The sequence below is a fragment of the Caldicoprobacter guelmensis genome (genome assembly GCF_016908415.1).
Classification (GTDB): domain Bacteria; phylum Bacillota; class Clostridia; order Caldicoprobacterales; family Caldicoprobacteraceae; genus Caldicoprobacter; species Caldicoprobacter guelmensis.
Genome location: NZ_JAFBDW010000004.1, coordinates 261,170 through 280,964 on the forward strand (window position 1 = coordinate 261,170; position 19,795 = coordinate 280,964).

Consider the following 19,795-nt stretch of genomic DNA (forward strand, 5'->3'; position numbering starts at 1 on the left):
GGTAAAAATTTAGTAGATGAATAAAAAAGGAGGAGTCTTTCAACTTTTATCGAATCTAATAGATAAAAGCAATTATGAAAGGAGCTGGCCTTATGGTGATTAAATTAACTGGTAAAAACGTGGCTATCACCGATGCCTTAAGGGAGCATGTAAACAAAAAGGTTGGAAAGCTGGAGAAGTATTTTCCATCTGAAACCGAAGTGCAGGTGACCATGTCGGTCCAAAACTTTCGTCATATAGTTGAAGTAACAATACCCTTTAATGGGCTGGTCATCCGCGCAGAAGAAATGACAAATGACATGTACGCTTCCATCGACAATGTCATTGACAAACTCGAAAGGCAGATACACAAGCACAAGACCAAGCTTGAAAGGAGGTTTAAGAACGGCGCATTGAGGTATGATAATGCTGACTTTGGCCAGCAAACAGAGTTGGATGAAGAACCACCCCGGGTGGTGAAGACAAAACGGTTTCCGTTAAAGCCTATGACGGTGGATGAGGCTATTCTACAGATGGAGCTGTTGGGTCATAGCTTTTTCGTATTTATCGATGGTGATGATGACCATGTAAAGGTGCTTTACAAGCGCAAGGATGGCAACTACGGTTTAATTGAGCCCGAATACATGTAAAAAAAAGGGAGCCGTTAAGCTCCCTTTTTATATGGAAATACTATTATCGAACAAGGATTACGGTGTCACAAGTTGAAGAAAAGTGTAATGTTCTTTGTTCACTTTGTAATTGAAGTAATGATAACTGTTATAGTACAATAGTATCAACCAATTAAACTAGGAGGTATGAACAGTGGATTCAATTGATATTAAAAACTTCATTATCGAGAATATTGATAGGCCGCGAGAGCTGGAAAAAATGTATAGGAAAGACCCGGAAGCCTTTAAAGAGGCTTTTACATATGCGTGGGAGCACAATCCTGATTCACAGGTCCTTGCTGTGTGGTATGAAAGGCTGTATTATGATGAGAGAAGAGAAGAAGTGGAAAAGAGGAAGACCAGATTATATCGAAAAGATTTTTTGTTGATAGCTGTACTTGCAGTGCTTGCAGGTATAAGTACCAGGCTAATCTTGTATTTTGCAGAAAAAGGAACAATAGCTTCTGTTAACCTTATCTTTGGTGTATTTCCGTTTATTGCTGCTTATTTTATTTACCGTAATGCTCTTAAGAAGAGTATTGTTTATACCGTGGCAGCTCTGTTTTTTGTGTCAGCGGTATATATCAATTTATTGCCACTGAAGCCAAAGGACAGTATAATTTTGGCATACTTACACCTTCCGGTTTTTTTGTGGGTGCTACTGGGGTTTGCCTATGTAGGAAATGAACACAAAAAGAGCGTTGCAAGGTTGAACTATTTGAAGTTTAACGTGGAATTTATAGTGTTATATGCCAGTATGGCAATAAGTGGGATGTTGCTCGCACTGTTGACTACCCAGCTTTTTAGATTCATCGGTATGGATGTTTCTGAATTGTACTTTGAAAACGTTGTGTTGTTTGGTGCCGCTGCCCTTGCTGTGGTGGCGGCATACCTGGTGTCAGGAAGCTTTAAACTTGGTAAAAACATCGTCCCCTATCTGGCCGAAATTTTTAGCCCTCTTTTCTTGGTTACCTTGTCGGTTTATCTCATTACAGTTGTTTGGATGGGCAAAAATCCCTTCTTGGATCGCAATTTTCTCTTATCATTTAACGGAATACTCCTGGGCGTATTGGCGCTAACAATATTTTCCATAATCGAGCGCCGTTTTCGTGAGGAAAAGAACATCATCGATTATGTAAACTGTGCTTTGATATTCCTTGCCCTTGTCATTGATAGTGTGGCTTTATCAGCCATAGTGTTCAGAATTACTTCTTACGGAGTCACTCCCAATAGGCTGGCAGTATTAGGCCTAAATATTGTGGTATATATTAACCTAGTATGGATTATGCTCCCTTATATCAGATATCTCAAGAATAAAGCAGGCCTTAATGTCATACAAGATGCCATTGCCCGTTATTTACCCATTTACGGGCTTTGGGCAGCTTTTGTCACATTTGGTTTTCCATTGATTTTTTAGAATTGTAATACCATATTGCTGCCGAAAATCCTTGAATGTTTGTTGAATAAATGTTAAAATGAAATGGTTATAAATCCATAGAAATGAATGCGCTCTTTAAGGTGTAGCGCTTATCGAGGTGTTGTAATATGGTTTCGCTTTTAAAAAAAATACTGGGAGATAGCAACGAGAGGGAGATAAAGCGGCTTGAAAAGCTGGTTGACAGGATAGAAGCGCTTGAGCCAGATATGCAGACGCTTACTGATAGCCAACTTAGGGGGAAGACGGAGGAGTTTAAAAAAAGGCTGGCCGACGGTCAGACGCTGGATGACCTGCTGCCCGAGGCTTTTGCCGTGGTACGTGAGGCGGCAAGGCGCGTGCTGGGCATGAGGCATTTCAGGGTTCAGCTGCTGGGCGGCATAGTGCTCCATCAGGGCAGGATCGCCGAGATGAAAACTGGCGAGGGTAAAACCTTGGTGGCTACCTTGCCGGCATATTTAAATGCCCTTACCGGCAAAGGGGTGCACATCGTGACCGTCAACGATTATTTGGCCCGGCGCGATAGCGAGTGGATGGGCAAGATATACCGCTTTTTGGGTTTGTCGGTAGGGCTTATAGTTCATGGCCTGACGCCCGATCAACGCCGCAAGAGCTATGCTGCTGACATCACCTACGGTACAAATAACGAGTTTGGGTTTGACTACCTGCGGGACAACATGGTGATATACAAGGAGGATATGGTACAGCGTGAGCTCAACTATGCCATTATAGACGAGGTGGACTCGATACTCATAGATGAGGCGCGTACCCCCCTTATCATTTCAGGGCCGGCCGAAAAATCGACTGACCTGTATTACCATGCGAACAGGTTTGTCCTGCAGCTTAAAAAGGATATTGATTATGAAGTCGATGAGAAGGCCCATACCGTCCACCTGACAGAGGAGGGCGTGGCAAAGGCTGAAAAGTTTTTCGGCGTTGAAAACCTGGCCGATCCTGAGAACATAACCATATCCCATCACATAAAGCAGGCGCTTAAGGCACATGCCCTCATGAAGCGGGACAGGGACTATGTGGTAAAGGATGGCCAGGTCATAATAGTTGATGAGTTTACCGGAAGGCTCATGCTGGGCAGGCGCTACAGCGATGGCTTGCACCAGGCCATAGAGGTCAAAGAAGGGGTAAAGGTGGAGCGGGAGAGCAAGACCCTTGCCACCATCACCTTCCAGAACTATTTCCGCATGTATAAAAAGTTGGCCGGCATGACGGGTACCGCTAAAACTGAAGAAGACGAATTTAAGACCATCTACGGCCTAGATGTGGTGGTAATACCCACAAACAAGCCCATGATCCGAAAGGACTACAATGATGTAATTTATCTTACCAAGGAGGCTAAGTTCAGGGCGGTGGTGGATGAGATAGCCCAGCGCTATGCGGTAGGGCAGCCGGTACTTGTGGGTACAGTGTCCATTGAAAATTCCGAGCTGCTCAGCGAGATGCTCAAGCGGCGGGGTATTCCCCACCAGGTGCTCAATGCCAAATACCACGAAAAAGAGGCTGAGATAATAGCCCAGGCCGGCAAGTACAAGGCAGTCACCATTGCTACTAACATGGCCGGTCGAGGTACTGACATACTGCTGGGCGGCAATCCTGAATTCATGGCTAAAAAGGAAATGCGCAGGATGGGGTATTCCGATGACCTCATAAATCGTGCCACTGGATTTGAGGATATAGACGACCCTGAAGTATTAGAAGCCAGGAAAGTATTTAGGGAGCTTTATGAGAAATTCAAGGTTGAGACCGATAAGGAGCGGGAAAAAGTAGTCGCTCTTGGGGGCCTTCATATAATCGGTACCGAACGCCATGAGAGCCGACGTATCGACGACCAGCTTCGTGGCCGTGCCGGTCGTCAGGGAGACCCGGGTTCTTCGCGGTTTTATATATCCCTTGAGGACGACCTGATGCGGTTGTTTGGCTCCGATAGGATCAAGTCGATAGTGCAGGCCCTTAAGATAGATGAAAATCAGCCTATAGAGTATGGCCTTTTGTCCAAGCAAATTGAGCAGGCGCAAAAGAGGGTGGAGGCGCGTAATTTCGAGATCCGTAAACACCTTCTCCAGTACGATAATGTCATGAACGTCCAGCGCGAGGTCATATACAGCCAGAGGCGAAGGGTCCTTGAGGGCGAGAACCTCAGGGATGCCATCATGGAGATGGTTGCTACTGTGGTGGAAAACGCCATTTCCATGTATACTGGAGGGGTGGATAGGCCAGAGGAGTGGAATATACAGGGGCTTATCGAGTACCTTGAAGAGCTGTTTTTGCCCAAAGGTTCTGTGGTTATAAATGAAAATGAGTTACCTGCTTTGACCCGTGAATCGCTTAAAGCCAAAATTTTGGAGGTTGCCGAGGCTACCTACCGCAAGTTGGAAGAGGAGAACGGCCCTGAAAATATGCGCGAGGCCGAGAGAGTGATCCTGTTGCGGGTGGTGGACAAAAAATGGATGGACCACATAGACAACATGGAGCAGCTCAGGCAGGGTATAGGCCTTCGTGCTTATGGCCATAGAGACCCGGTGATTGAGTACCAAATAGAAGGGTATGAGATGTTTGAAGAGATGATACGCAGCATACAGGAGGAGACGGTATCGTTGCTCTATAGGCTTAAGATTAAAGAGAATATGCCCAAGAGAGAAAAAGTAGCTGAACCTGTTGCCGCCACCCATGGTGAGGCGGTGAGAAAGCCTGTAGTAAAGGGCGAGAAGATAGGGCGCAATGACCCTTGTCCCTGTGGGAGTGGAAAGAAGTATAAGAAGTGTTGCGGACGCGCTGTTTGAGTGCGACGTGTCAAAATAAAATTTAAGAAAGGGGATGATAGAGTGGTTGAACTCGAAAATGCAAGATTTGAGCTTAAATCGATAAAAGATTCACTTGCCAGGATAGGTGGTTCACTTTGACATATCGGGCTGCGAGCAAAAGATAAAGGAATTAGAGCAGTCCATGAACGATCCTGATTTTTGGAATGATATAGAGCGGTCTCAAAAGGTAAACCGTGAGATAAAAGCTTTGAGAAACAAGGTTGAAAGGTTTAAAAAGCTGTGGTCTAAAATCGAGGACCTGGAGGTTTTAATAGAACTTGCACTGGAGGAACAGGACTATTCGGTGGCTGATGAGGTGACCAGCAGCCTCCGTAAGTTAGAAAAAGAAGTGAATGCATTTAATATGGAGACCCTGCTTAACGGTCCTTATGACCGAAACAACGCCATAGTATCCCTTCATGCCGGAGCAGGCGGTACCGAAGCCATGGATTGGGTGTCCATGCTGTTCCGGATGTATACCCGGTGGTGTGAGGATAAGGGGTACGAAGTCAAGGTTTTGGATATGCTGCCGGGGGAAGAAGCCGGCATAAAGAGCGTCACCTTCCACGTCATTGGTCCCAATGCTTATGGCTATTTAAGGTGCGAGAGGGGGGTACACCGCCTGGTAAGGATCTCGCCGTTTGATGCTTCAGGGCGGCGGCACACCTCCTTTGCGTCGGTGGATGTCATGCCTGAGCTTGAGGATGACAACGAGATAGAGATTCGCCCCGAGGACTTACGCATAGATACTTACAGGGCCAGTGGGGCGGGTGGTCAGCATGTAAACAAGACCGAATCGGCGGTGCGAATAACCCATATCCCTACAGGGATTGTGGTGCAGTGTCAAAACGAACGCTCTCAGATACAAAACCGTGAAACGGCCATGAAGATGCTGAAAGCAAGGTTGCTTGAACTTAAGGAGAGGGAGCAGGAGGAGAAGCTCAGGCAGCTTAAGGGCGAGGTGAAAAAGATAGAGTGGGGTAGCCAGATAAGGTCTTATGTATTCCATCCCTATAACCTGGTAAAGGACCATCGTACAGGGGTTGAGACCGGCAACATTCAAGCAGTCATGGATGGTGAGCTTGACCAGTTTATAAACGCTTATTTGTTGGCCAACGCTTCTTAAAGCTGCAGGCCCATCCCCTCTTTATTTTTTTGGGTGCTCTCGAAAAGTCTGAGAGCTTTATTTTAGCTTGCTTGCAGGTTGCGTCTTGGGTACTTCACCCCCTAATTATTGTGCAAGGTTGCACTACAAAATCAATTGCTGTGCCTATATTGTTTAGTCACTTTTCTAGAATGTTTTTTTGTAACGCTTTCGAAATGCCCAAGAGCTCTATTTTAGCTTGTTTACTGCTGAAGTTATTGAAGCGAGGATTGTGTTTTTTTCCTCGTAAAGCAGGAAAACATATTGAAGATGTAGAAAAACATTATAATAGGATTAATGAAAAGCTGGAAAAAGAGAGGGGGATGTCGAATGGGGGAGATGCAGTTTGTGGTGTTCAGGCTGGGTAATGAGATATACGGAGCGCAAATACACAACATACAGGAAATCATTTTGCCGGTAAAGCCAACCAAGGTGCCGAACAATCCTGACTTCATCGAAGGTGTGATAGATTACCGTCAAGAGGTTGTACCGGTGCTAGACCTTAAAAAGAGATTTAAACTAGGGCAGTCGGATTATGGCCGGGGGGCGCGTTTTATTGTAGCAGAGGTAGGCAAAAACAAAATAGCCTTTATAGTGGATGAGGTCACAGAGGTTTTGAGGATTGATTCTTCTAAGATAAGTGCTCCCCCTGAGATGACCAGGATAAACAAGGATTACATAAGTGGCGTTGCTAAATTAGAGAGCGGGTTGGTTATACTCCTTGATCTGTCAAAAGTGCTTACAGTTACCGAGCAGGAGATATTGGAAGCTGCAATAAATTAACGACTGGTTTTACATAAAATAGAAAGGCAATTCATCCTTGCCTTTGACAAGGCAGGGGTGAATTGCCTTTTTCGTTTATATGCCTTTTAATTCATGGTGCCCCTGTGGTGTTCATGCATCAAATAAGGGATTCTCATGGCGTGTTGTGCCTCTGATGTCCTGGTCATAAAGAACAGGTCACGGAGATAAGCGTTGGGGGCTCTGAGGTATTCTTCTCCGTATTTCTTGTAGTCATTAGTTTCGGCTAGTATTCTCTGCTGTAATGCTTCCATGAAATCGTCGGGGACTTTGGGGTCCTCGATTTTCGGGGGCTGATACCTTCTCCCGGTTAACATACAATAGGCGCTCATGAAGTTTTGGGCGTGCATCTTCTCGTCTCTGCTAAATTCCATAAGTAGGTCTTTTGCTCTTTGGGTAGGTGCTTTTTGTGCTAAAAGTTCGTAATACCTGCTGTCTGTGAGCTCGTCTTTAATATATTCTTCAAGGTTTCTTATAAGGTCGGGCAGTACAGGATACCAGTGGTGTCCCATTTCTGGACCGTAAGGGTCCCAGCAGCCGTAGTGCTCATTATCCATGTTGTAATTGCTGTATTCGGGGTAGTAACCATTGAAGTAATTATTATAGTAATCATCGTAATAGTTGTAGTCATCATGATAATTTGTACCGTTATATCTGTACACCTTATTCACCTCCAGGAATTTGTGTATTTATCTTTTAACATTAACATTCTATGAAATAGGCTGAAATAAGGTTCTAGAAAAAATAGCAAATTTTCAGATTAAAGGTTGGGCTAAAATTACAAAAGTGTGGAAATGAGTAAACATTTGAAATACTTCAATATGAAATAATACAGGGAGATAAAGAGATGTAAGGCTTCAACGCTTTCTCAAATAATATCAGATGCTGTTTTTTGAGGATTTTATTTGAGTTTTAATATGCTTATAATTAGATAAAACAAAATTAATTTGCGCTCTAGCAGATTGTATTTAAGGAGGAAGTGATTGAGTTGGACGGTGAAGCCTCATCATACAGAGTAGGTTTGGCCTTTAATTTGAAAAAAGGCATCCAAGGCAGCGTGGAGGACATCGAGGCCGAGTATGACAGCATAGATACGGTAATGGCCATTAAAAATGCGTTGGAGGCCACCGGCTGTCAGGTGGAACTGATGGAGGCCGACCACACTTTTTTGGATAAGCTTAAACGGACAAAAGTGGACATCGTGTTTAACATTGCCGAAGGATTAGGAGGACGGGGAAGGGAAGCGCACGTTCCCGCTATTCTTAGCTTTTTGGGCATACCTTTCACTGGGTCTGACGAAACCACTTTATGCATTGCGCTTGATAAGGCACTTACCAAAAGGCTGCTCACTTCTTTTAGGATTCTGACGCCCAAGCATCAGCTCATATCTTATCAGGGCGAAAGGATAAGGCGTGATTTGAAGTTTCCCATCATCGTCAAGCCTAATGCCGAGGGTTCCAGCAAAGGAATATCCAGTATGGCTGTAGTGGATAATATGGAACAGCTCAAGGTTTTGCTTGAGAGAAACTTCCGACTCTATAGTCAGCCTATGCTGATAGAAGAGTTCATTCCTGGTCGAGAGTTTACGGTGGGCGTTATAGGCAATGGCCCTGAAACCAGGGTTTTTACTCCAATGGAAATCGTGTATAAGGAGGATCGGAACGGGAGAAACATATACAGCTTTGATGTTAAAAAGGATTATAAAAAATATGTTGAGTATGTGTGTCCGCCTGATTTAAGCCTTGAGTTGCAAAGGGAGCTTATGGATATTGCGGGCAAGGTTTACCGTGCGTTACAGTGCAGGGATTTTGCGCGTATGGATTTCCGCATGTCAAAGGACAATAGGTTTTATTTTATCGAGATTAATCCTCTTCCGGGTTTGGCACCAGGATACAGCGATTATCCGATGATAGCAGAGTTTTGTGGAGTGGAATATAATACATTGATAAAGATGATATTGAATAGCGCCCTAAAGCGGTATGGCATGGCTCCCGTTATGTAAAAATCAATCTCTCAATGCGCGCTTGTCGGGCGTTTTTGATTTTAAAAATTATTAAGGAAAGAAGATGGTGGTGTGAGAGATTATCATTCAATAGAATTATGGGAAGATGTAGAGCCTGACCAGTGGTACGATTGGAGGTGGCAGGTTAAGAACAGGGTTACCACTGTAGAACAGTTAGCAAAGGTCATATCTCTGTCTGATGAGCAACAAAAAGAGATAGAGATGTGTCTTGGTAAATACAGGATGGCCATTACCCCTTATTATGCCACGTTGATGGATCCAGAGAATCCAAGGTGTCCTATACGGGCACAAGCGGTTCCAACTGTCAACGAGTTGGTGTTTAGGCCAGACGAGTTAACAGACCCGCTTGGAGAGGATGCGGATTCCCCTGTCCCCAATATAGTGCACCGTTACCCTGATAGGGTATTGTTTATATTGACTCACAAGTGCTCCATGTATTGCAGGCACTGTACGAGGCGGCGCTTCGTTGGCGAGGAGGACTTTTCAATAAGCAACAAGGCTATAGACCAGGCGATAGAGTATATAAGGGTTAACCGAAACATACGGGATGTTCTGTTATCAGGTGGAGATCCACTTATACTCTCTGATGAGTTTTTGGAGCGCATAATTTCAAGGTTAAGGGATATTCCGCATGTGGACATCATACGAATAGGAACGCGAACTCCTGTGGTGTTGCCCATGAGGATTACTGACGAGTTGTTAAACATGTTGAAGAAATATCACCCTATCTGGATCAACACTCACTTCAATCATCCGAGCGAACTTACGCCACAATCTGTAGCAGCCTGTGAAAAGATAGTGGATGCAGGAATACCTTTAGGAAATCAAACGGTGTTATTAAAGGGTGTTAATGATAATGTGGAAACTATGAAGGAGCTACTGTTGAAACTCGTTAAAGCCAGGGTACGTCCTTATTATTTGTACCAGTGCGATATTGCACAAGGGATAAGCCATTTTAGGACGCCGGTAGAGACGGGTATTGACATAATAAAGAATCTCAGGGGCTATATATCCGGTTATGCCGTTCCCACTTACGTAATCGATGCCCCTGGTGGTGGAGGAAAAATTCCAATAGGCCCGGACTACATTGTAACAATGGCCAATGATAAGGTGGTGTTGAAGAATTACCTGGATAAGATTTACGTCTATCCCAACATAGCATCATAAAAAATAAGAGGCGTTTTGCCTCTTATTTTTTTATTGATAGCGTTATTGGACATTTTTTGGCCCCCTTTTATTATGTTTTAGGTTCCTGAAAAGTCTAAAAATTTTATTTTAGCTTTGTTACAGATTCGATTTGAGGGCTTCACCCCCTAATTATTCTGCAAGGTTACTCTAACCAATTGTTGTGCCTATGCTGTGTGGCTACTTTTCTATAGTGTTCATGTTATTGGTTATTTATAAGTTAAGAATCTCCTCCCGTTGATACCTGGCTGGTGATATTAAGTTATGGTTATATGGTCACTGCTCCGTTATATCTTAATTATAATGCTTGTCATGTAGGAAAAGTAGAGGGTGTTTAGAAAAATTTTAAAAAAGCACTTAGCTAGTTTCATTTTTCGAGCATGAAAAAAACCGCTCAATCCTTACGGATGAGCGGCTTTGCGTTGGTCTGGGTGAGAGGATTTGAACCTCCGACCTCTTGAACCCCATTCAAGCGCGCTACCAAGCTGCGCCACACCCAGATAACCATTTTGAGCATTATCAATGATACTACAAATTCCTCAAAAATGCAAGACCCAATTTTGAGCGAATTTTTCAATACGAAATTGACAACAAAGCGCGTTTATGCTACAATTAGCGAGTGCATGAACCGCTCGAATGTGGTTCTAAAATCCCCTTTATTGGGATACCAACATTCGGCGAGTCTGGTTGGAGGAGGTTATGCAATATGTATGCTATCATTAGGACAGGTGGGAAGCAGTATAGGGTGCATGAAGGGGATATTTTGAATGTTGAAAAGCTGGATGCGCCGGAAGGGTCAACCATTGAGATCAGCGAGGTACTGGCTGTAAGTGATGATGAAAATAAGCTGAAGGTGGGGACTCCTCTGCTGGAAGGTGCAAAGGTGGAGGCCGAGGTTTTGAAGCATGGGAAGGGCAAGAAGATTATCGTGTACAAGTACAAGCCCAAGAAGAATTATCGTAGGAAATATGGCCACCGTCAACCTTATACCCAGATCCGCATCACCAAGATTATCGGTTAAAATTTGTTGATTATAGTGGTTTGATAGCGGTTTGACTTATGATCCGTGTGGTTATAAAGAGGGACTATGGGGGAGATATAGTAGGTTTTGAAGTATATGGCCATTCGGGATATGCCGAGGCCGGTAAAGATATAGTGTGTGCTGCCGTGTCGGCGGTTGTTCAGACCGCCGTTCTGGGCCTGACGGATGTGTTGGGTCTGGAAGTTGAGTATGAGCAGAGGCCGGGGAAAGCGCGGTGTAACCTTTCTGAGGCACTTTCTCAGGACCTTAGAGAAAAGGCAAATGTGATTTTGGAAACCATGCTGTGCGGATTAAAGAGCATAGAAGAGGGGTACGGGACATACATTAAAGTTGAGGAAAGGAGGTTGAGGTAGATGTTTAGGATGAATCTTCAGCTTTTTGCACACAAAAAAGGGGTAGGTAGTTCACGTAACGGGCGTGACAGCGAATCAAAGCGCCTGGGTGTAAAGAGGTTTGATGGCCAGTTTGTACGTGCAGGCAACATCTTGGTACGTCAGAGAGGAACCAAGATACATCCAGGTTTAAATGTTGGTTTGGGTAAGGATGATACCCTCTTTGCTAAGGTTGACGGTGTGGTAAAGTTTGAAAGGCTTGGTAAGGACAAGAAGAAGGTAAGCGTATATCCTATGGAGCAGCTGGCGGAAGCTGCTGCTGCGCACCAGTGATAAGGTGACGCATAAAAGGCCTGTTATGCGGCAGGCCTTTTATTTTTTTGGGTGGGAAAGTGATGGCAGATTTTAATATGCGTGAATATATTGAATACAAAGCCCAAGATAATGGCATAAACTATAATGGTCTTTCCGTATTCAAAAGAGGGAGACAGGGCAAATAAGCCAATTGGTCATGTGTGATTGAACAAAATAGCTGTAGGGTGGGTGAGGTTGAAGTGTTTAGGCCGTATATGGCTATTGCCAAGATAAAGGGGGGACCACTGGCTCCCCAACTTAAAGGAGTGGTGGTGTTTACTGATGTGCCCGGTGGTACAGAGGTTTATGTTGAGGTGATGGGGCTTCCACAGTATCAGCCAGCCTCTCCTGGAGGGCAGCCCATAGGACCACACGGCTTTCATATCCACGAGTATGGTGATTGCGATGTTGGAGACCCACAAGACCCATTTCAGCAGGCGGGAGGACACTGGAATCCGACACAGCAACTCCACGGGAACCATGCAGGGGATTTTCCGGTACTGTTTTCAAACAACGGCTATGCCAGGATGACTTTTTTCACTGATAAGTTCAAGGTATGGGAGGTGGTGGGACGATCAGTTATTATCCATGAAAACCCAGATGATTATCGCTCTCAACCTGCTGGAAATGCTGGTAGGAGATTGGGCTGTGGTGTCATTTGTTTGTACTAAAGTGTTGAGAAGGTTCTTTTATAGATGAGCAAAAACATTTCCAGTAAATTTCTATTTACGTATTTATGTGTGTATTTCTCAGAGATATAAAGTTTCCCAGAATACAGGATGAGAAGATTGAATACCTTCTTTTATTTTTTTACAAATTTTCGAAATAATAAAAATCAAAGGAGTTTTAAATAAGGATTGTGTTGAAAATCCTCGATTTTTTATTATATAATATTGACACACGGTAGAATTACAGGTGATGAGATGTTTGTAGATATAGCCAAGATATTCATAAAAGCTGGTGATGGAGGCAGAGGAGCTGTTTCTTTCAGGCGTGAGAAATACATCCCCCGCGGTGGCCCGGATGGAGGCGATGGGGGAGACGGTGGCGATGTCATATTTGTTGTGGACCCGGGTATGCGCACCTTGATGGATTTCAGGTACAAAAAGCATTACAGGGCCGAGTCGGGGCATAACGGTGGTCCTAACAACATGAAAGGTAAAGACGGTGAAGACCTCATCATCAGAGTGCCTCCCGGTACTGTCATAAGGGATTTTGAGACAGGCAGGGTTCTAGCGGATTTGACACATCCCGGGCAGCAAAAAGTTCTGGCACGGGGAGGCCGTGGTGGAAAAGGAAACGCGCACTTTGCTACACCTACGCGTCAGACCCCCAGATTTGCTCAGCCGGGCGAAAAGGGTGAAGAACGGTGGATTGTATTGGAGTTAAAGTCAATTGCCGATGTAGGGTTGATTGGTTTCCCCAATGTAGGCAAATCCACTATACTGTCGGTGCTCACATCTGCGCGGCCTAAGATAGCCAATTATCCATTTACCACTTTGACGCCAAATTTAGGCGTGGTAGAGGTTGACAGGGAACATTCCTTTATCATGGCAGATATTCCCGGTTTGATTGAAGGGGCGCATAAGGGATTAGGGTTAGGTCATGATTTCTTACGCCATATAGAGCGCACACGTATGTTGGTTCACGTGATAGATGCGTCGGGACTAGAAGGTCGGGACCCTGTCCAGGATTTTTATATCATCAATAAAGAACTAGAAGCCTATAGTGCACAGCTAGCGCAGCGCCCCCAGATTGTGGCGGCCAATAAATGTGACCTGCCAGGAGCAGAGCACAACGTGAGACGCTTAAAAGAGGAATTGGAGCCTAAGGGTATTAAGGTGTTTCCGGTTTCTGCTACCCAAAATCAGGGGTTCAAGGAACTGGTGTGGGAGATTGTGAATATGCTTGACCAGCTCCCGCCTGTTGAATCCTTTGAGGAAGAGGTGGTAGAAACCTATGAACATATACCAGAACAGGAGCCCTTTGAAATTACTCGTGATGGAGATGTGTATGTGGTATCAGGCCCGGCTGTGGATCGGCTGATGGCTAGCGTCAATCTAGAAGATTACGACTCCCTGCAGTATTTTCAAAGGGTACTGAGAAGGAGAGGGATCATTGATGCTTTAAAGGAAAAGGGTATTCAAAATGGTGACACGGTGCGTATCAATGATGTGGAGTTTGAATTCATCGAGTGATGGATTGTTATCAATTCGTTTAGTAGGGGGTCAAGAAAAGCGGCTATGGAGTGCATTCAGTGCCAGAACTGCAAGATGGGTCAGCCTATGTACTATTGTGCTGCCAAAGGTGAATTTATAATCGACACTTCTAAGACGACGGTAATAGAAAAGACCAGGAGTGGTTGGAAAAAAGGCGACCCGAAATATGAGCTGCACAGAAGGAAAAACCGCAAAGAAGTGGAAGTATAAAAGGGCAACGCCATGTTAGGCTTGCCCTTTCGAGTTTTTGGTTAGCCCGTTTTTGCCAGTAGCTAGGGGCATAGGGACTTCTTTAGATTGATAAGCTTGATAAATTATGCCCTAATCATTTAAAACTTCATCCTGTGATTTAGTCTCTTTAGTCCCTGGATTAGCGATGTACACCAGTATTCCCAGCAATACGAATGACACCGATAGTATAATGTAATATATAAAATAGGTGCGGAAGAGAAAAGATACTGCCAAAAACAAAAAGCCGTAAAAGATATAGGTTTTGGCTTTTGCAGGGGTGAAGAGATTTTTCCTGGCCTGCTTCTTCTTAATTTTTGATTTTTCAATTTCGTCCCTAAGGTGCAGTTTTATGGCATCCGAGTCATTGAAAATACCTGCCTTTTCCATTATTTTGATCAGGTTATTTCCATCGATGAGGTGAAGCTCGATGTCATCATGGTCTTGAAGGATGGCATTACACGTATTGCTAAAGCTTGATAAGGTAAAGTAAAAACCTGTTGTATATCCGCTGTGTTTTAGTACATTTAAAAATTTATATATTTCAAAAGGAGGTACCTGTTGGCTATAAGGTGTATGATAAAAGCTTATGAGCGCTTGCCTGCCATCGTATTTAGCCTTCAAAAACTTTTTGCCTACTTTTATGTCTTCAAATTTTCCACTGTGCAGCAGTGCCTTGGCAAGCTGCCATTTGAACTGTGTGGGCGTAAGCTGCATAAGGCTTTTTATTCTGTGGGCGGCAGCTATTTTATTGAGTTTCGCCTGTTTTTTTCTTTTGAACTGCCCTGCTCTCCATTGTAAATATACTATGTTAACGGTCGCTGTTGCCATTAAAGCAAATATGAGTGACAGCCAGGGAATTTTAGACTGGTAAACAAACCATAGGTATGACATGCAAAGGGTGAGTATGCTCAATATTATGGCATCTACCACCCAGCTTAAAATTGATGCGGGCTTATCTCCTTCAATGTAATAATTCCATTCGCTTATTTTTGAAAAAAGCCGTTTCAAAGAATTCATGCTACAAAACCTCCCTTTAGGAAATTTTTCCCTAAAAGGCGTTTGTTTATTCATCGTTTTGGATGAATTTGTGTTATAATAAATATCGGTTTACATGCTGTCAGCATGGACACTTTAATTTGGTAAAATGGCATAAGGGGGAGTGTATTCAACAGTTACTTACGGGGAATTGGATGGTATCCACAATTTGCCACAACTGTACGAGTGTTGTATTCAACAACTCCTGAAAAGGGCGGGATTTGAGGTGACGAGCATTACCAAAAATTGGGCTGCGTCTGTTGCCTATGATAAAGATATACAGCCTGTGAGGTTGGGCATAGCAGGGGGAACTTTTGACCCCATACATATAGGCCATCTCATAATTGCAGAGGTAGCAAGGCAGGAATGCCATTTGGATAAGGTGCTCTTTATCCCTACCGGTATCCCTCCCCACAAACGGGGATACACCGTTACGCCAGCTATTCACAGGTATGAGATGGTCAGGTTGGCCATAATGGACAACCCTTATTTTGAGATAAGCGATATAGAGGTAAAAAGGGAAGGTTTTACTTATACCGTTGACACTTTAAGGGAGCTTAAAAGGATATACCCTGAAAATGTAGAGTTTTTTTTCATAATAGGCAGCGATACTTTGCCCGAAGTCAAGGGCTGGAGAGAAGCATCGCAAGTGGTGAGATACTGCCAATTTGTGGTGTATACAAGGCCTGGGTATGAAGTGGTCGAAATGGAAGTTCAATTTTTAAAGGAAACCATGGGGGCGTCTGTGCATACCGTACAAGGACCGCTGCTCGATATATCTTCTACATATATCAGGGATAGGATAAGGCAGGGGAAGTCGATCCGCTATCTTGTGCCGCAGAGGGTGGAAGAGTATATTAGCAATAACCGTTTGTATGTCCAATTTTGACAACAGGAGGTTTGTAATGTGATGGTCGAGATGATGCAGGAAAGTGAGATGTGTGAAAAACTCAGGACTTTGATGGATGAGGAGAGGTATGAGCATTCTTTGGGTGTCAGAGATAGTGCTGTCATGCTGGCGAAAAGGTACGGTGCAGATGTGGCCAAGGCGAGGATTGCGGGGCTGCTTCACGATTGCGCTAAGGGTTTGGTGAGGGAAGAAATGATAGGCAAGGCGTTGGAGGTTGGGATAGAGCTTGGACCTGAGGAGTTCCGGGTTGAGGCTTTATTGCACGGGCCTGTGGGGGCAGTGATGGCCAGGCAGGTGTTTGGGATACAAGACCCCGAGATATTGAGCGCTATTGAGTGCCATACCACTGGGAAAAGGAATATGTCATTGCTTGATAAGATAATATACCTGGCTGATTACATAGAGCCCAACAGGGATTTTCCAGAGGTGGAGGAGTTGAGGCGTGTAGCCATGGAAGACCTGGATAAGGCTGTATTGCTGGCGGTACGACGAACCATTAAATATGTTTTGGATACCGACCGCTTTCTGCATCCCCGAACGGTTGAGGCATGGAATGACATGTTAAAGAGATTTAAGCTACAAAAACTGCCGGGCTGATTCTCCTTATGTTGACAAATTGTGTATATTGGATATAATAAAGAAAAGAAAACGCAGATGGGGGGAAGGAGTTGCATAATAACGCAAAGGAGTTGGCTTTGCAGATTGCGAAGATTTTGGATGCCAAAAAGGCAATGGACGTGGTTGTACTTGAGATAAGCCACTTGACTATTATAGCCGATTATTTTGTTATAGCCAGTGGCAATACCGAGATACAGGTAAGGGCTTTGTGCGACGAGATGATGAAGGCTTTAAGAGAACAAGGCATAGAAGCCCGAGGGCAAGAAGGATATAGGCACGGTAGATGGGTGGCTGTGGATTACGGCGATGTGGTGGTACACATTTTTCATCGGGAGGATAGGGCTTTTTACAATCTGGAGAGGTTATGGGCCGACAGTTTACCCCTATCGGTTGACAGTCGACACTAAAGCTTCCGCACGCGGAAACGCTAGTGATGTGGTTGAGGCAGAAAGCTCCATCTTCTGTTAATTAAGATGGAGCGGTTTACTTTAATATGGAGGGAATTTTGTTATGGAGTACAGATTCAGTGAGATTGAGAAAAAGTGGCAGGAGAGATGGGAGAAGGAGAAGGCTTTTCGCAGGGTGGAGGACCCTACAAAAAAGAAGTTTTACATGCTGGAGATGTTCCCTTATCCGTCGGGTAAACTGCACATGGGGCATGTGCGAAATTATTCCATAGGCGATGTCATAGCCAGGTATAGGACCATGCAAGGATACAACGTCCTGCATCCCATGGGGTGGGATGCATTTGGTTTGCCGGCTGAAAACGCTGCCATCGCCCACCAAATCCACCCCAGTACGTGGACATGGGACAACATAAACAACATGAGAGAGCAATTAAAAGGCTTGGGAATAAGCTATGACTGGGAACGAGAGGTGGCTACCTGCCATCCCAGCTACTACAGGTGGACCCAGTGGATGTTCCTGCAGTTCTTTAAGCGAGGGTTGGCATATAAGAAACGAGCATTTGTCAACTGGTGTCCCTCTTGCAGCACGGTGCTGGCCAATGAACAGGTGGTCAATGGGCACTGCGAGCGCTGCGGTACGCTGGTAGGCAAAAAGGACCTGGAACAGTGGTTCTTCAAGATCACCGACTATGCCGAGCGTTTGCTCAAGGACATTGACCGGTTGACCGGTTGGCCGGAAAAGGTAAAAGTGATGCAGCAGAACTGGATCGGCCGCAGCGAAGGCGCCATGGTGGATTTCAAGGTGGAGGGCAGCGAGGAGACCATCACCGTCTTTACCACAAGGCCTGACACCATTTACGGCGTGACTTATATGGTGCTGGCGCCTGAACATCCGCTGGTACTCAAGCTGGTTGAGGGCACCGAATATGAAAGCGATGTGCGCGTCTTTATAGACAGGATGCAGTACATGAACGAGATCACGCGCACGTCGGAGGAGACCGAGAAGGAAGGCGTATTTATCGGGCGATATGCCATCAATCCGTTGAGCGGACAGAGGGTCCCGCTGTATATAGCAAACTACGTATTGCTGGATTATGGGACGGGTGCCGTGATGGGCGTTCCGGCTCACGACCAGCGCGACTTCGAATTTGCCACCAAGTACGGATTGCCAATAGTTCCCGTCATCAAGCCGGAAGATGATAGTGTAGACGTATATAATTTAAAACATGCCTTTGAAGGGCAGGGCATAATGATAAATTCCGGGCCGTTTGATGGCCTGTCTAATACGGAGGCCATGCAAAAGATCATCGAATACATAGAAGAAAAGGGTATAGGCAAGAGGCATGTAAGCTACAGGTTGAGGGACTGGCTGATTTCCCGCCAGCGTTACTGGGGAGCACCCATACCTATTATATACTGCGATAAATGCGGTATCGTGCCGGTACCCGAGGATCAGCTGCCGGTGATACTGCCCACCGATGTGAAGTTTACCGGCAAAGGGCAGTCGGTGCTGGCTGAAAGCAAATCGTTTGTTAACACCACCTGTCCGCAGTGCGGTGGCCCGGCAAGGCGTGAGACCGATACCATGGATACATTTGTATGTTCGTCATTCTATTTCTTGAGGTTTACCGACCCCAAGAATACCGAGGCGCCTTTTAGCCGCCAAAAAGCCGAATATTGGATGCCGGTAGACCAGTACGTGGGCGGGGTGGAGCATGCCATACTTCACCTTCTGTATGCCAGGTTCTTCACCAAGGTGCTGTACGATATAGGGCTGTCTCCGGTGGATGAACCTTTTACCAATCTGCTCACGCAGGGGATGGTGCTCAAGGACGGCTCCAAGATGTCAAAGTCCAAGGGCAATATAGTAAGTCCCGAGGATATTGTGGCCAAGTATGGCGCTGATACCGCCAGGCTGTTTATACTTTTCGCAGCACCGCCCGAAAAGGACCTTGAGTGGAGCGACCAGGGGGTTGAAGGATGTTACCGTTTCCTCAACAGGGTATGGAGACTGGTCAATGAGTGCAAGGATGCGTGCAAGCATTACAACATAGGCGACAAGCCCGCTAACTTCTCTGAGAGTGATAAAGAGCTCAGGTACGTTGTGCACAACACCATTAAGCGTGTAACGGTTGACATAGAGGAGAGGTTCAATTTCAATACGGCCATAAGCGCCATCATGGAGATGGTGAACGCTATACAGCAGTATAGGGATAAGGTTGACGAGTCGCAGCAGAATATGTCGGTGTTGGGCGAAGCCATCACCCATCTGCTGTTGCTGCTGGCGCCGTTTGCACCGCACATCACAGAAGAATTGTGGGAGCTAACCGGCCATGAGGGGAGCATACACGCTCAATCCTGGCCTGCTTACGACCCGCAGGCTCTGGTACGGGAAGAGGTTGAAGTGGTTGTGCAGGTCAACGGTAAGGTCAGGGATCGCATGATGGTGCCGGTAGATGCTTCTCAGCAAGAGGTTCAGAATATGGCGCTAAACTTAAGTAGGATACAGGAATTCATAAATGGCAAGAGCATCGTAAAAGTGGTTGTGGTGCCCAATAAGTTGGTCAACATTGTGGTAAAATAAAGACGACTTTGT

The 19,795-nt window shown here is 45.2% G+C and carries 19 protein-coding genes, 1 tRNA gene and 1 other annotated feature; of the genes, 17 read left to right on the forward strand and 3 right to left on the reverse strand.

Translation table 11 applies throughout. The features are described from left to right. The first annotated feature begins 92 nt into the window (after window positions 1-92). From hpf to JOD02_RS07380, 5 genes are all read left to right on the forward strand, one after another. Window positions 93-629: a ribosome hibernation-promoting factor, HPF/YfiA family gene (hpf, locus tag JOD02_RS07360; RefSeq protein ID WP_204488320.1), complete on the forward strand. Its 537-nt coding sequence runs from the start codon at window positions 93-95 to the stop codon at window positions 627-629. A gap of 181 nt (window positions 630-810) precedes the next feature. Continuing rightward, window positions 811-2,064 (forward strand): DUF4153 domain-containing protein, encoded by a 1,254-nt coding sequence (locus JOD02_RS07365; RefSeq protein ID WP_204488497.1) that lies wholly within the window; start codon window positions 811-813, stop codon window positions 2,062-2,064. Between the two features lie 128 nt (window positions 2,065-2,192). Then, complete coding sequence (gene secA / locus JOD02_RS07370; RefSeq protein WP_204488322.1) at window positions 2,193-4,877, forward strand: preprotein translocase subunit SecA; 2,685 nt, start codon at window positions 2,193-2,195, stop codon at window positions 4,875-4,877. Between the two features lie 42 nt (window positions 4,878-4,919). Further along, a protein-coding gene (gene prfB, locus JOD02_RS07375) for a peptide chain release factor 2 (RefSeq protein ID WP_341534554.1) occupies window positions 4,920-6,024 on the forward strand; the annotation gives its coding sequence in 2 pieces (ribosomal slippage) (window positions 4,920-4,994 and window positions 4,996-6,024; 1,104 coding nt in all). A 348-nt stretch (window positions 6,025-6,372) separates the two neighbouring features. Further along, the gene (locus JOD02_RS07380) at window positions 6,373-6,825 is read left to right on the forward strand and encodes a chemotaxis protein CheW (RefSeq protein WP_204488326.1); all 453 of its coding nucleotides are present in this window, start codon (window positions 6,373-6,375) and stop codon (window positions 6,823-6,825) included. 86 nt (window positions 6,826-6,911) lie between these two features. Here JOD02_RS07380 and JOD02_RS07385 read toward each other — a convergent pair whose 3' ends face one another. Continuing rightward, window positions 6,912-7,505 (reverse strand): ferritin-like domain-containing protein, encoded by a 594-nt coding sequence (locus JOD02_RS07385; protein WP_204488328.1) that lies wholly within the window; start codon window positions 7,503-7,505, stop codon window positions 6,912-6,914. 317 nt (window positions 7,506-7,822) lie between these two features. Between JOD02_RS07385 and JOD02_RS07390 the strand changes: the two genes are divergently transcribed. Further along, window positions 7,823-8,845 carry a D-alanine--D-alanine ligase family protein gene (locus JOD02_RS07390; RefSeq protein ID WP_341534555.1) on the forward strand — a complete coding sequence of 341 codons (1,023 nt, stop codon included), beginning with the start codon at window positions 7,823-7,825 and terminating at the stop codon, window positions 8,843-8,845. 72 nt (window positions 8,846-8,917) lie between these two features. Continuing rightward, on the forward strand, window positions 8,918-10,033 hold the full coding sequence (gene kamA / locus JOD02_RS07395) for a lysine 2,3-aminomutase (RefSeq protein WP_204488330.1): 1,116 nt from the start codon (window positions 8,918-8,920) through the stop codon (window positions 10,031-10,033). Between the two features lie 441 nt (window positions 10,034-10,474). Here the strand turns inward: kamA and JOD02_RS07400 are convergent. Then, window positions 10,475-10,551, reverse strand: a tRNA-Pro gene (locus JOD02_RS07400). Window positions 10,552-10,667: 116 nt separating this feature from the next. Next, window positions 10,668-10,746, forward strand: a sequence feature (ribosomal protein L21 leader region). 11 nt (window positions 10,747-10,757) lie between these two features. Between JOD02_RS07400 and rplU the strand changes: the two genes are divergently transcribed. The 6 genes from rplU (at window position 10,758) to JOD02_RS07430 (ending at window position 14,208) form a co-directional block, all read left to right on the forward strand. Continuing rightward, window positions 10,758-11,072, forward strand: a complete 315-nt coding sequence (rplU, locus tag JOD02_RS07405; RefSeq protein ID WP_204488331.1) for a 50S ribosomal protein L21 — start codon at window positions 10,758-10,760, stop codon at window positions 11,070-11,072. Window positions 11,073-11,110: 38 nt separating this feature from the next. Continuing rightward, on the forward strand, window positions 11,111-11,446 hold the full coding sequence (locus tag JOD02_RS07410) for a ribosomal-processing cysteine protease Prp (protein ID WP_204488332.1): 336 nt from the start codon (window positions 11,111-11,113) through the stop codon (window positions 11,444-11,446). Next, window positions 11,447-11,758: a 50S ribosomal protein L27 gene (gene rpmA / locus JOD02_RS07415; protein ID WP_204488333.1), complete on the forward strand. Its 312-nt coding sequence runs from the start codon at window positions 11,447-11,449 to the stop codon at window positions 11,756-11,758. Window positions 11,759-11,994: 236 nt separating this feature from the next. Next, on the forward strand, window positions 11,995-12,450 hold the full coding sequence (locus tag JOD02_RS07420; protein WP_204488500.1) for a superoxide dismutase family protein: 456 nt from the start codon (window positions 11,995-11,997) through the stop codon (window positions 12,448-12,450). A 252-nt stretch (window positions 12,451-12,702) separates the two neighbouring features. Next, window positions 12,703-13,977, forward strand: coding sequence for a GTPase ObgE (gene obgE, locus JOD02_RS07425; RefSeq protein WP_204488334.1), 1,275 nt, complete (start codon window positions 12,703-12,705; stop codon window positions 13,975-13,977). A gap of 45 nt (window positions 13,978-14,022) precedes the next feature. Further along, window positions 14,023-14,208 (forward strand): hypothetical protein, encoded by a 186-nt coding sequence (locus tag JOD02_RS07430; RefSeq protein ID WP_204488335.1) that lies wholly within the window; start codon window positions 14,023-14,025, stop codon window positions 14,206-14,208. A 111-nt stretch (window positions 14,209-14,319) separates the two neighbouring features. On the opposite strand, the gene JOD02_RS07435 is transcribed toward JOD02_RS07430, so the two are convergent. After that, window positions 14,320-15,246 carry a restriction endonuclease gene (locus JOD02_RS07435; RefSeq protein ID WP_204488336.1) on the reverse strand — a complete coding sequence of 309 codons (927 nt, stop codon included), beginning with the start codon at window positions 15,244-15,246 and terminating at the stop codon, window positions 14,320-14,322. A gap of 142 nt (window positions 15,247-15,388) precedes the next feature. On the opposite strand from JOD02_RS07435, the gene nadD reads away from it, so the two are divergent. The 4 genes from nadD (at window position 15,389) to leuS (ending at window position 19,783) form a co-directional block, all read left to right on the forward strand. After that, a complete protein-coding gene (gene nadD / locus JOD02_RS07440; protein WP_341534556.1) occupies window positions 15,389-16,153 on the forward strand; it encodes a nicotinate-nucleotide adenylyltransferase in 765 nt (254 codons plus the stop codon). Between the two features lie 21 nt (window positions 16,154-16,174). Next, window positions 16,175-16,771, forward strand: coding sequence for a bis(5'-nucleosyl)-tetraphosphatase (symmetrical) YqeK (gene yqeK / locus JOD02_RS07445; protein ID WP_243426413.1), 597 nt, complete (start codon window positions 16,175-16,177; stop codon window positions 16,769-16,771). Between the two features lie 71 nt (window positions 16,772-16,842). Beyond that, window positions 16,843-17,199 carry a ribosome silencing factor gene (gene rsfS / locus JOD02_RS07450; protein ID WP_279380669.1) on the forward strand — a complete coding sequence of 119 codons (357 nt, stop codon included), beginning with the start codon at window positions 16,843-16,845 and terminating at the stop codon, window positions 17,197-17,199. Window positions 17,200-17,302: 103 nt separating this feature from the next. Continuing rightward, complete coding sequence (gene leuS / locus JOD02_RS07455) at window positions 17,303-19,783, forward strand: leucine--tRNA ligase (protein ID WP_204488337.1); 2,481 nt, start codon at window positions 17,303-17,305, stop codon at window positions 19,781-19,783. Window positions 19,784-19,795: the final 12 nt, after the last annotated feature.

What these genes read in the sequence shown, in the direction of transcription:
- JOD02_RS07430 (WP_204488335.1), top strand. Translation starts at nt 14,023, where the DNA reads ATGGAGTGCATTCAGTGCCAGAACTGCAAGATGGGTCAGCCTATGTAC.
- JOD02_RS07380 (WP_204488326.1), top strand. Translation starts at nt 6,373, where the DNA reads ATGGGGGAGATGCAGTTTGTGGTGTTCAGGCTGGGTAATGAGATATAC.
- yqeK (WP_243426413.1), top strand. Translation starts at nt 16,175, where the DNA reads ATGGTCGAGATGATGCAGGAAAGTGAGATGTGTGAAAAACTCAGGACT.
- leuS (WP_204488337.1), top strand. Translation starts at nt 17,303, where the DNA reads ATGGAGTACAGATTCAGTGAGATTGAGAAAAAGTGGCAGGAGAGATGG.
- JOD02_RS07435 (WP_204488336.1), bottom strand. Translation starts at nt 15,246, where the DNA reads ATGAATTCTTTGAAACGGCTTTTTTCAAAAATAAGCGAATGGAATTAT.
- JOD02_RS07420 (WP_204488500.1), top strand. Translation starts at nt 11,995, where the DNA reads ATGGCTATTGCCAAGATAAAGGGGGGACCACTGGCTCCCCAACTTAAA.
- hpf (WP_204488320.1), top strand. Translation starts at nt 93, where the DNA reads ATGGTGATTAAATTAACTGGTAAAAACGTGGCTATCACCGATGCCTTA.
- obgE (WP_204488334.1), top strand. Translation starts at nt 12,703, where the DNA reads ATGTTTGTAGATATAGCCAAGATATTCATAAAAGCTGGTGATGGAGGC.
- JOD02_RS07410 (WP_204488332.1), top strand. Translation starts at nt 11,111, where the DNA reads ATGATCCGTGTGGTTATAAAGAGGGACTATGGGGGAGATATAGTAGGT.
- rplU (WP_204488331.1), top strand. Translation starts at nt 10,758, where the DNA reads ATGTATGCTATCATTAGGACAGGTGGGAAGCAGTATAGGGTGCATGAA.
- secA (WP_204488322.1), top strand. Translation starts at nt 2,193, where the DNA reads ATGGTTTCGCTTTTAAAAAAAATACTGGGAGATAGCAACGAGAGGGAG.
- rpmA (WP_204488333.1), top strand. Translation starts at nt 11,447, where the DNA reads ATGTTTAGGATGAATCTTCAGCTTTTTGCACACAAAAAAGGGGTAGGT.